General features: G+C 46.3%; 6 protein-coding genes. 1 reads left to right on the top strand and 5 read right to left on the bottom strand.

Annotation, left to right across the window (positions count from 1 at the left end):
• Positions 1 to 158: 158 nt before the first annotated feature.
• The gene (locus OXH18_RS12975) at positions 159 to 1,790 is read right to left on the bottom strand and encodes a glycosyltransferase family 39 protein (RefSeq protein ID WP_268607504.1); all 1,632 of its coding nucleotides are present in this window, start codon (positions 1,788 to 1,790) and stop codon (positions 159 to 161) included.
• Between the two features lie 268 nt (positions 1,791 to 2,058).
• Between OXH18_RS12975 and OXH18_RS12980 the strand changes: the two genes are divergently transcribed.
• The gene (locus OXH18_RS12980; RefSeq protein WP_268607505.1) at positions 2,059 to 2,553 is read left to right on the top strand and encodes a hypothetical protein; all 495 of its coding nucleotides are present in this window, start codon (positions 2,059 to 2,061) and stop codon (positions 2,551 to 2,553) included.
• 27 nt (positions 2,554 to 2,580) lie between these two features.
• Here the strand turns inward: OXH18_RS12980 and OXH18_RS12985 are convergent, their stop codons facing one another.
• The 4 genes from OXH18_RS12985 to OXH18_RS13000 form a co-directional block, all read right to left on the bottom strand.
• Positions 2,581 to 3,465 carry a tRNA (5-methylaminomethyl-2-thiouridine)(34)-methyltransferase MnmD gene (locus tag OXH18_RS12985; RefSeq protein ID WP_268607506.1) on the bottom strand — a complete coding sequence of 295 codons (885 nt, stop codon included), beginning with the start codon at positions 3,463 to 3,465 and terminating at the stop codon, positions 2,581 to 2,583.
• 89 nt (positions 3,466 to 3,554) lie between these two features.
• Positions 3,555 to 8,837, bottom strand: a complete 5,283-nt coding sequence (locus OXH18_RS12990; RefSeq protein WP_268607507.1) for a hybrid sensor histidine kinase/response regulator — start codon at positions 8,835 to 8,837, stop codon at positions 3,555 to 3,557.
• A gap of 283 nt (positions 8,838 to 9,120) precedes the next feature.
• Entirely contained in the window at positions 9,121 to 11,931 is a 2,811-nt protein-coding gene (locus tag OXH18_RS12995; protein WP_268607508.1) for a methyl-accepting chemotaxis protein, read from the bottom strand.
• A gap of 79 nt (positions 11,932 to 12,010) precedes the next feature.
• Positions 12,011 to 12,541: a chemotaxis protein CheW gene (locus tag OXH18_RS13000; RefSeq protein WP_268607509.1), complete on the bottom strand. Its 531-nt coding sequence runs from the start codon at positions 12,539 to 12,541 to the stop codon at positions 12,011 to 12,013.
• Between the last annotated feature and the right edge of the window lie 212 nt (positions 12,542 to 12,753).

Consider the following 12,753-nt stretch of genomic DNA (forward strand, 5'->3'; position numbering starts at 1 on the left):
ATAGAATTTCTCAATCTTTCTAGAAAGTTAATTCCAGAATTTCTTAATCTGAAAGCAAAGTGCGACAGGCTCTGAGTTTAAGCCAAAAAGGATAAGATCTAAAAATCATTGCAGGTCATTGAAGCCCGAAACAAAACATTTCGCAGTACGCGATAGTCTTAATCATCTTTCGTATTGTTACGCTTTTGAAGCAAGGGGCGTTTAAGTTCTGCTTTGAATTTAAGTTGCCATAACGATGGATTCGAGCCACCTGATGGTAATGGTTGAATGGTGTAAGCGGACAGGTGTTCGATCGAGTGTCGCCACTCTTTTGTAGGTCGTGGATGAAACAAAAAAATATCAGTGTACTTTTCAGGAATATTTAAGATGAAAGGATTAATTTCTTTAGTAGTAGGTTGGTTGCACGTGTAACAACGAGGGCGAATGAACAGTGGCGTATTGGCTGGAAGCACATAACTGAGTGAGAGCAAATCGGCTGTCTCTGCATCACTGATTAGCAGCGGAGAAACTGCTTGATTCACCAACTGAGCAATTGCAACATTATCTGAATTGTGCGGTTTAATCCACCAAGTTGATGCTTGATGAATGGTTAAACAGGACACCAGTCCCCCGGCAAGAATGGCAACGGTAATCCAGCGCCACCGCCTGTTGCAAAGGATTGAAGCTAGGAAGTGAGCCATTGCCAGTTCGATGCCCAATAAGGCTGGAATCAAATAGCGCGGGGCTGTTGATCGAGCACCACCCAACAGCAAATCGGGAATAATCAATGCCAATATTGGGACTCCGGTTATCATGACAACCAGCAACCAGATGGGTTTGGGTGTCTGTCGAATCAAGTGGTAGAAGGCGACGCCAATCAAAACAATGATGCCGGATTGGATCAAGCGATCGACCACTGTATCACTGCGATCATAGAACAACCGCCCCAGCATACTGGCCCAACTGCTGGCTAGGCTAGTCCAAGAGCGCGTAGTTTCCGTCCATCCTGTAACGGTACGAATTTGTGCCACCTGAGTAGCAACTGTCCAAAGCCAGGGCAAAAACGCTACCACTGCCAGCAGGGTTGCCACCAGATAAGCAACAACCGTGTGACTCAGGCGAAATGTTGCCAAGCTGAACAGATACAAACCGTGGGCGATCGCCATTAACCCAGTAAATAAAAACGTATAAAAGCTAGCTGTTAATGTCACCGCATAGATGCTCCAGCTAACTGTTGAGTTTACCCGGATTGCTCGCAACAAGCTCGCTGTTGCTAACACAGTTGTCATCGTCCATAAACTATATTGGCGGGCTTCTTGAGCATAGAGAAGATGAAATGGAGAAACGGCAACCAAGGCAACTGCCATCCAGGTAACCTGCAATTGATTTGTCTCCTTTCTAGTCCTGCCTACAAACAACTCCCAGCACAGCCAATAAACACTGGGAAAAGTCAGCGCGCTAAAAATGGCAGGCAGCAACCGCATGGCAAAGACTGAATGCCCAACCCAGCGCATCCAGCCGTAAGACAAGCTGTAGTAGAGCGGTGGATGTTGGGTGTCTTCCACGGCTAGACTATGCCAGGTGTCTGATAATTGACGCCGTGGGTGGGGTTGTTGAAACGTCTGTAGGGCGGCAATTGTCACAATCGAAGATTGGCTGAACTGCTCAACAATCTCTGCTTCGGTGTATCCGGCCGAGCGTAACGAGGTGAAGGTTTCGTCATACCAATACACGTGACGCTCGAGATGAGCAAAGCGAAAGCAAAGCCCTAGTCCTATGAAAATCAAGCTAACTGAAACAATACGCCGCATTCAGGTTTCTCTAACTCTCGTGTCAGTGTGCCCAGGATACGTGCACTCTATTGCACAAACAATTAGAGCAACTTGGTAGAATGCGTTCGTTAAAATGACTCTAACTCCTTTCCTAGCTAGAGATTGATATGGTGTTGCCACAGACTACCCGTTCTATGCCGATTCCTTTCTTAGAAAGTGGCGATCGCCTAAGGATATATCCTTTGCTAGACGGATGATGGTTCATTTTCGGCTACTTTAAGCAAAGATAATCTACCAAAACACAACAATGGCTAATCCAGATGCGATCGCCAGTTCAAGTGAATCGATTGGCGAATTTTTTACCAAAAATGACATCGATGCCGCGAAAGCTGCACTACAAGAAGCTGGATTTTCAGATGAACAAATTATTTTACAAGCTGAAACGCCAGAACCCAATCAACCTGTTCAAGAAACGAAAGCGGTCGAAAGTGCTAAAGGTGGAGCAATCATAGGAACCCTGTTCGGTGGATTGTCCGGATTGTTGATTGGAGCGATTACCAGTAGCCTTCCAGGAGGCAGCGTTAGTTTTCATGTCAATCCTATAGCAATGGCACTGGCAGGTAGTGCGATCGGTGCGTTTGGCTTTACGCTGATTGGTGTTGCATCAGGCGTTAATGCTCCTCAAACTCAATCTGTAACCACTGTTGAACCCTCCTATAAATACAACTTACGAATTCGCGGCGGTGAAGAAAATGTGCGACGAGCGGCCGAAGTTCTGCGTCAAAAAGGCATTCAACAATAGAATCCCTTACGCTTGCACTCCCTATGCTTAGACAATGCCCCACCGGCGTCTCCAACTCGATGTTGATTCTCGCTGCGATTGTTGTTGCTCTTGTTGATGCCGCGCCGAGATCACTTCTGCTGAGTCTGACAAGCTGGGGTCGCGGTAGGGAATAGCCGCGCGAGTCTGTAAATGCTCTTGCTCCAATTGTGAAAGCGGCTGTAGGGAACTGGCATCAAAGGTAGCAACTGTGCCTTGAGACCATTCGTGAGGTAAGTGAGATTCTTTCACGGGGATGGTGCCGATAGAGAATCCTGCTGCTAGCATCGCCGATCGCACCGAAGCGGAACGAGAATAGGTTGCTAATCGACCATCCGCTGCCAAACATTGGGATACCTGCTGAAAGAATTCAACCGTCCATAGCTGCGGACAACGACGGGGAGAGAACGGATCAAAAAAAATCGCATCGGCTTGGAATCTTGATTGACATAACATTTGAATGGTCTGTCGTGCATCGCCAATTATCAGTTGAGCAGTTAATCCTGATTGTTGATACTGATGATTGATCGCTATTGCAGTCAACACAGCTTGTACTTGTAGCGACCATCGCTCAATGAGTCGTGGCTCAATCGCAGCCCTAGGCACCGTTGCGTCTAACTCTAAACCGTACATTTCTATCTGACAAGCTGGATTAATTTGCCAAATGGTTTCTAGAGCAGCCGCAGTGTTGTATCCCAGCCCATAGCAAATATCAAGAAGACGCAAACGATCGTGCTTGGCTTTTTGAACTAGTTGCGTCGCGTGGACAAACTTTGTGAATGCCTCGGCTCTGGCTCCCTGTTGGCTATGAAAGGTTTCACCAAACTCCTCTGAAAAGAACGTAAAGGAGCCATCCTGAGTAACTTGAGGAATCCAGGTGTGTGCTTGCTTCATGCGATGTGGAGCCTAGCATTTCGATCTGATTTAGCGGCATCGCCCACTTTAACACCAAAATAGCGAGATTCAATTGTTCGTACCACTAATTAACCACTAACTAAAATCTCTCCCTTCAGCATTCGTTGCGCTGCATCCAACAGAACCTCTTCCAAGTAAGGCTTGGTAAAGTATCCCTTCGCTCCAAGTTGAACTGCCATTTGACGATGCCGATCGGCTCCTCTAGAAGTCAACATGGCAATTGGAATATCACAAAGATTTGGATCTTTCTGTAAGCGCGACAATAGCTCTAATCCATCCATTCTTGGCATTTCAATATCGCAGAAGACCAGGTCACAGGGCAACCCCGATCGCAGTTTTTCCCAAGCTTCCTGCCCATCACGCGCCTGTTCGACGCGATAGCCGACTTTATTGAAGGTCATTGACAATAGTTCGCGCACAGTAATGGAATCATCCACAATCAGGACAGTTGGATCGGTCTTCGCAGTAGCGGCGTCTGGTGCTCCCAAATCGCCATTTGTTTCCCATAGCACAGGGCTAGCTTCCCGACGAATCCGACCTTGGGATAGATCAATTAGTTCCAACACATCCGCGATTGGCATGATTCGGCCGTCTCCTAGTACTGTCGCCCCTGCCACTCCGATTGGCTTGGGAACAGGCCCTTCTAGCTGCTTGATGACAATTTCCTGTTCGCCCAATACCTGATCTACTTGCAGCGCTAAGTAGTTGCTAGAGCTACGAAGAACAACGATTGATAGGATATCATCTTCCTGATTTCCACCATAAACGCTACCCCGTCCCAAAACACGGTTGTACTTCAGCAAATCGGAAAGGGGTTGAAACGGCAACAACGAGTCGCGCCACTGGATGCAAGACCGCCCTTGCTCGTCGATGTGAACACCATCCTTTGGCACATCCAGCATATCTTCGACGCCATCCATTGCAAAGGCAATCCGAGCACGATTACTAATACAGCAAAGCGCCTTAGAGATACTGAGGGTTAGGGGTAGACGAATCGTGAATGTGGTTCCTTTACCAATAGCAGAATCAATGCTGATGCTTCCTCGAATTTCACTCAGGTTATTGCGAACAACATCTAAGCCCACCCCGCGTCCTCGCAGGTCATCCACATTATCAGCCGTACTGAATCCGTGGTGAAACAGCAGATCATAGATTTCAAGCCGCGACAATTGCTGAGCTTCTACCGAGGAGATGAGTCCTTTGGCAACTGCTTTGGCTTTGACGGCATCTATATTAATGCCTGCTCCATCATCACTGACTGAAATGACTGTTTGATTACCTTGATGAAATGCACGGATGGTAATCTGCCCTACCGCAGATTTTCCAGCGGCGATGCGTTCAGCAGGAGTTTCAATGCCGTGAGCGATCGCATTATTAACAAGGTGCGTCATTGGGTCGTATAACTGCTCCACAATCATTTTGTCAATCAGCGTATCGCGTCCTTCAATCGTTAATTCAGCTTGCTTACCATATTTAATCGCATTGTCACGGACTCCTCGCGGTAGACGATCGGCTGTTTGCGCAAACGGCACCATGCGAGAGCGCGTTAACCCTTCCTGAAGTTGAGTTGTGATTTGGCGAAAGTTCCGGGTGATTTGATCACTTTCTTCGACTACAAAATCAATATCAGACGCAGACTCTCGCACTCGTACAATCAACTCAATCATTTCCTGTGAAAGGGTATGAAACCCTGTAAAGCGATCCATTTCCAGAGCATCAAAGCTGATCCCCGTCACGTGATTGGGTGAAGTTGCTGGAGCACCATAATGTTGAGAGAGTGAATAATTTTGACGACTAGACAACAATGAGCTTTCCAGTAATGATCGCTCGTATAAATCACGCATTCGTTGTCCAACATCGTTTAATTGTTGTACCTGATAAAGTAGGTTGTCGAGAAATTGGCGTAATCGTTCTTGGGCTTGCTCCAAACTGTTCCGGTTGACAACCATTTCACCAACGAGGTTATTCAAATTGTCCAAATGTTTGACAGAAACCCGCATCGTTTGATCGCCCGTGACACGGCGACGAGGCAGTCGGTGAGCCGTCGGATGACTAGGATTGCGAGTTGGCAAAGACCCAACACTTAATTTCTGATCGGTTTCTTGCAAGAGTGCTTCCAGATCCCCAAACTCGCGATCGTCTGTTATTGAGGTAGCTGAGCCTGTTGTGGCTATTAGAGAAAATGAAGAGTTTAACCTAGCAGATGGGCTGGTTTCGCCTTCAAGCAAAGCCTCTAAATCAGCGAAATCATCTGCGGTCAAGGCAGAATTTTGTGCTGGTTCTGGTTCGTTCTCCAGCATCGCTTCCAGTTCTGAAAATACATCTTCCTCAACAGTGGAACTTGACGATGAGGAACCGATCTCGGCAAATGACTTGGCTTCCAGTATACACTCCAACTCTGAAAAATCCTCCGATGCATCCAATGCAATCGGCACGATTGAGGCTACACTTGTCTCTTCTTCTGCTAAAGAGTCAACTTCTGAGTTAGTTGAAATCGTTTCAAAGTCTTGTTTGCTTGTAGAAATATTTGCTTGCTCAGATTTTTGTTTGTCAGAGTCAGCAAAACTACTATAAATTTCTTCTGTTGCAGTCTCAATAGAATTGACATTAGAATCCTGTAGATCTGCCCTATCAAATTCGAGATACTCTAAGCTTGAATGAGCGAGTAATGGATTTTCTCCATCTATGGCAGCATCTTCAAACAATTCAGCCTCAGCTAGTTCTATACCATTGAAACTGAGTAAGTCGCTCGAATCAAGTTCACCTGTTGTTTGCTCAGTTGTTTGATGATTAATGGTTTCTACTTCTTCACTATTGATAGTATCGATCGCAGCGATTAGAGTCAGATCAGAGTTAGAACTAAGATTCAAATTAAGTTCCAGCTTCGAATTCAAATTGCTTGTATTCAATTCATTTCCGCAGAACAATTGAGAGAATTCAGTAGTTTCTTCAACTGTATTACTTGAATTCAAAGGTTGATTCTCATGATTATCACAATTCTCAAACAGAATTTCTACGAGAGAGTCATGCGCTTCTGAACTAAGATGATTCTCTAAATTAGAATTATTTTCGATCAGAGATAATTGATCTGAGTAATCAACCAAATTAGGCAAGAATTCATCGTTAACTTTTGAATTATCTGCACTTGATATTGAATTTGAAAATTCATCTAGAATTTCATCCACATCAAGTTCGTTTTCATTCGCTGTTGCACCGAGATTCAACGAAAACATGCTTAAATCTAAATCAAGTAATGAGTTTCCGTTCTCTTGCGGTAAAGCTTCAGCTTCTAGGTTTAAATGGTCCTCTAGAGATGCGATCGCTCTCTCACCCTGATCTTTCAAACTTTCTACGCAGAGGAAATCAGAAGATTTAGATTCTTGTGCTAGTTCAAATAAGTTTTCTAATTCTGAGTTGTTAGTGTCTTCTGAGCGATCGTCTTCCCAACTCTCTATTGCGCCGAACTCAAAGCTCAGCAGACTGGTTGAATCATCGATGGGTTTTAACAACTCTGTCACTGAATCCGTCGCATCAACCTCGTCTAGTGTTTCATCCAACGATTCATCCAGTGTTAAAGATGAACTATTTAGATCAGAAAACCCATCATCAAGGTCTTGAGTCGAGGATGCTTCAGCGCAGTCCCTGTCCTCACTAGGGTCGCTGCCAATTTCGGTATCGGGCTGGACAAAGAACACCGCTATGTCGTCTGAGGTTGAGTCAGGCAATTCTAACGCAGACGGCAAATCATTCGCTATTTCTTCTAAAGCAAGTTGCAACTGTGAACTAGCCAGATCCGAACTCGTGGGAGTAGATAGAGGAGTTGTAGAATGATGGTTAGTCTGAAGTGCCACTGCATTCAACAAGCCAGATAAATCTTCCTCCTCTTCTTCATCCAGAGTTAACTCCGCTGCTGAAGCTGAATCCGTCTGATCTTGATTGAGCAGATCCTGGAACTCACGAATTTCTACAGCCGATAATTCTGGTGATGCCTCTACAAAAAATTGAGGCACTTCTTCGTCCGACCAAGTAGAGTCCAAGTTTGGAATATCGGTTTCAAATAAATCGGCCAGTGAATCTAATTCTGCTGTTCCTACTTCTGGTCCCGATCGTTCACCAATTTCAGTAGTAAGTGATTCTGAATCACTTTCAGCGATAGCTGCATCGTCAGACAACAGATGCTTCTGCGCTTGCGTTGAACAAGCTAGTTGATCGTTTTGTTGATCGTTTTGCGGTTCCACAGGATGGATGCCTTCAAACAGGTTCTCCTCAAACAGCCAATCATCTAGAGCATCAGAATTTGGGGTAACCGGAATGTCTAGGTCAAGCTCGTCTAGCTCAGAGTTATCTAATTCAGGAAGCTCTAACTCCAGATCGCCCCATGCGGTTGAATCATCGATCGAATCAGTTTCGCTACTCACCGTACTCAATAGGTCAGCTAAATCCGCTTCAATGGCAATTTCATCGTCAACGGACTCTTCTTTGGACTCTTCCAGCGAGAACTGTAGAGGCAACAAGTCAAGCAATTCATCGCAAGCTGCCACTTCAGCAACACGACCCGATAAAATCATTTCTTGCGAGCGTTTGAGGTCTTTAATCAGAAGCGGGGCTAGGGTGCGGTAGTTATTGTCCGGGTTGCCAATGGCCCGTTGAGCGACTTCCAGCAAAGTACTCCAATTTAGTAACTGGAACTGGTCTCCATATTGCCCCAAAACACGACAAAGATTTTGCAGTTGATTGCGATTGTCAACAGTATCTGGTCGTTTGAAGAGTTGCAGCATCTCTCGCAATCGAGCCGATACTTCAGTTTGAAACACGAAGCGAAGGGCATTCTCTTCCTTAGCAGCAACTAATTGATTAACCGATTGAGCAGGCTCCGCAGCGACTGGCACAGCTAAATCGACATCATCTGGTGGAGTTCCTCCAGCTTGATTCACCAAGAAGCTCAAATGTTGACTGAGTTCTGCAAATACTGGCTCCACCTGGGTCATTGCTTCCTGCGCTTTATCAGGAGAGAGTCCAAATGGCTCTTGCAGTTGGGTCACTAGTTCATGCAGTGTATCGTAAACTTGAAGAAACAACGTTTCTAGTTTTTGATCAACTTGAATTTGAGGACATTCTTTTAGAACTTTAAAGTAATCTTCTAAACGATGAGCCGTATGCTGAATGCTGTCGAGTCCCAACATGGCGGCTCCTCCTTTGACAGAGTGTGCTGCTCGGAAAACTTCATGCACCATGTCCGAGTCTGTGATGGTTGCTTGCAAGCTAACCAGCCCTTGCTCAATAGTGTTGAGGTGGTCTTTAGCTTCCTCAATGAAGTAGCCCATAATGCGCTGTTGTTGTTCCGACAGCATGGCAGTATTCCTCTAATTTGCTTCGATCGCCGAACGAGATAGCGTAAGTGAGCGGATAGCTGAAACGGGTATGACTGGAACCTGTATAGTCAGGGACTACTGAAAATGTACCCACATCAGCCGAAATCTCCATCAAGCTTAGTATTCTCCACCATCCTACTCAGTCAAGATGACAACCAGATGACAAAAAAGTGACATCAACGGTAACGCCCCTGATTGATGCACCAAACCCACAAGAAACGATCGGTCAAACCCATCAAAACAGTGATTTCAGCTAATTTTTTTAATTCTTTTCAACACGGAACCGTTCTACAGAGGTAGAAAGGTCACGAGCAACGCCTACGAGATTTTGCAGAGAGGCAGATACACGCTGTGCTTCTTGTGACGTTTCTTGTGCCGTCAATTCTACTGATTGCATGACTTGCGCTACAGCCCGCGAAGTTTCGGTTTGTTCAACCGTATCGGCAGTAATCGATCGTACCAAGGCATCAATACGATTCGATACTTGAATGATATCCTCTAGCGAGCGTTTAGCCTGCTCTGCTAAGCGTGTCCCCTCAATGACCTGCTGCGTTCCTTCCTCCATCGCAGTCATCACAGAACTCGTTTCGCTTTGAATTTGTAAGACAATCTGCTCTATTTCCTTGGAAGCCTTGGCAGCGCGATCGGCAAGCTGACGAACTTCATCCGCCACAATGGCAAACCCGCGCCCGGCATCGCCTGCTCTCGCGGCTTCAATGCTGGCATTTAATGCCAACAGGTTAGTTCTAGACGCAATTTGAGAAATAAGTGCAACAATCTTAGAGATTTCTTGAGAAGATTCTGCCAACCGTTTCACCTTGCGGGTTGTTTCAGCTACAGTTTCGCGAATCTCCAAAATTCCTGAGACTGTCCGTTCCACTGCTTCCCCACCCTTCAAAGCCGTTGCCGATGCCGAGCGCGCCACATCTTCTGCTTCACGAGCGCTTTCTGCCACCCGCTGAATGGAGTCAGTCATTACCTGGACAGAGTTAAGCGTTACAGCCAATTCTTCTGCTTGACGTAAGGCATCAGCCGAAAGCGATCGGGCAAAAATTTCGTTTTCGGTAGAGCTTTTCGTTACCTGTCGCGCCGCCGTTTTCACCTGTTGCACAATTTCCCGTAAATTTTGAATGGTTAGGTTAAACGAATCTGCCACCGCACCCAGCACATCTGCTGTAACCTCTGCCTGCACGGTGAGATCTCCCCGTGCTGCCCCTTCAACATCATCCAACAGGCGAATCACTTGGCGCTGTAAATCTTCTTTAGCTTGTTCCTGTTCTTCAGCCTTACGTTGTGCTTCAGCCGTCGTGGTCAGAATCACTCGTGCCATCTGATTAAAACTGGCGGCTAATTGCCCCAACTCATCCTCTGAGTACACAGTAGCTTTGGCATTAAGATTGCCCTGAGAAATGGCAGTAAATTGAGTTTGCAAATTGGCGGCTGTTCGTCGGGTCTGCTGTATTAGCAATCCACCTAGTGCCGCTGAGACTCCAAAACTGGCTAGTCCGGCTGTAGCACTCATAGCCAATCCGGCAATTGTCATATGAGGCAGCACCGTTGCTCGGTTTTCTCTCGGAACGCTGCTAGCAAATGCAAAGTTTACGGAAGCCACTGTCACCGCCGAGATTACTCCTGTCACTCCCGCAATGATCCACTTCTTACGAGACAGTGGCGCATTTTCCAAAGGAGCTAGCCAACCCTGTTCCACGGTCACCTCTGGTTCTAGTGTTCCATCTGCTGGGGCGAAGTTTGGCAAATTAGTCGCTCCAGCCATCGAAAACACATCGTCTTCTGGCAGCAGGGGAGTGTCACTACTGTCATCAAAGTCGAAGGTTGCTGTAGACGAGGACTGATCGACACTGCCAATTGAAGGCGTTGTAAAATCGACCGAATGGTCTGATACATCAAAATCCGGTAGGCTGCCCAAATCGTCAAACTCATCAAATTCATCTAAGAAGTCAACGCTGCTGGGTTGGGTTGCTGGGTTGGAAGAGACATGATTGGAAAAATCAGCGTCTTCAAACTCACTGAAATCAATGGTTTCGCCTCTCAGGGCTTCATCCTCACGAGGTTCTGTAAACCTGTGATCAGCGAAGGTTTGAACGTCTGCATCGTCTACATCAGGCGACGAATAGGAATGAGCCTGGACTGGATTGACACAGTGCGCTTCGGTTTCTGGCGTGGCAAAGTCTTCTCCCATAAACAGTGTTTCATCGTCAGAAGAACGCAGGTCAAACCGCAGAGAGTTTGATGCCGTTGAGTGCGGTGGAGAATGGAAATCTTCTAACGGTGGAATCTCGAGATCATCCAATGCATTGATAAATGAGCGATCGTCACTCAACTCTACTCGATCGAACTCAGCTTGGTTGCCAAATGGATGAATATCCGTTGTCACTGAATCCGCAATTGTTGGATCAAAAGAATAAGGCTCGTCTGTAAACGAAAAGGGATTGTCTGAAGCGAAATCAGTTGGAGCGTGGACTGCCGTCTCCTCCAGATCGGGAAGAGCGGAGGCAGAGCTTTCTTCTTCTAGAGTAAATTCAGCAATATTAAGGGAATTGTCTGCTCCATTCACTTCGTTAGTCACATGGGGCGACATGAACGGATCGGTGTAGGGGTCGATCGAGGTGACATCAGCATTAATGTCTGCATGAGCCGTATCAGAAAAGACGGTATCAGCAAATGCTGGATTGGCAAATTCGTCATCGGTGAAAGCGTCAGGGAGAGGCTCATCCATCAAAGCACTGGTCGCATCATCGTTTGCTATATCAGACGAGGCAGATGTTGTGGCACCAGGTGGCATTACAAACTGCTCAACATAAGCCAAGCCATCGTTGGCATAGTTGACATACTCTGTATCGTTTGTGAGGGCAATAACCGCCTGATATTGGTCGTGAGCAATATCATACTGCTGTAGCCCGCAGTAAACATGCCCTCTTAGTAAACAAACGCTTGGATCGTTAGGATAATTCTCGGCTAGCCGATCGATGATGACAGCCGCATCTTCATAATTGCCCTGAATGTAAGCGCGTTGGGCGTTTTGATAATCTTGTGCATATCCTGTAGATCCCATTTGCCTTCTCCTGCCCGTACTACTCCAATGTATTTGGTATCGCCAACTTTCTGTTCTAAGTCTCTGGGCGAGTTGTTAGTTATGCTGCCCATCGCGCCGATCGCAAAATGGCTATTTGATCCAACAGGCGAAGAAATTTTAGCTCCTCCGTATCTAACACCCATTCTCCTCGCAGGAAAGGAACCATGCCATCAGGAGCGTTGGTTGGCATCTGTACTTCGTCAACGTTGAGCCAATCCATTCCTACGATACGATCAACCGCAAGTCCTAGCATGGCATCCTGATCTTCGATCGCAATCACCGATATTTCTGAACGATCGGTACTAAGCGGAGATAGTTCTCCCAAAAACTGTCCTAAGTCAGCCACCCAAATCACCCGTCCTCGAACGTTTAAGGTTCCTAGTAACAAAGGAGAAACATTAGGAATAGGAGTAATGCGATCAGGCGGTAAGGAAATGACTTCTTTGATTCCAGTCGCAGGTAGAGCAAACTCATCCCGGGAGGTTGCAAAAAACCTCAGATGCAACTCACCTTCCGGGCTTTCTAGCTCTTGAAACTCTGAAGCTTGATCGTGACCTTTAGGAGTTAAAAAGTCTAAGTTTCCAATCATGCATCATTCCCTGCCCTAACTACAGGATTATGAACCCCTCTTCACCCTTAACCTACCCCTATCACAGCGTTCCATTTCATGTAACATCCTAAATTTTCCTCAGCAAGCTTTAAAAACAAACCTTCCATTTATTTCGGCAATGGGCTGAAATCGTCCGATAGGTTCATACCAAACTCAAGAATACTTGGTCTTCACTTCACTGAATGCACCCA

The sequence above is a fragment of the Thermocoleostomius sinensis A174 genome, from assembly GCF_026802175.1.
Classification (GTDB): domain Bacteria; phylum Cyanobacteriota; class Cyanobacteriia; order Elainellales; family Elainellaceae; genus Thermocoleostomius; species Thermocoleostomius sinensis.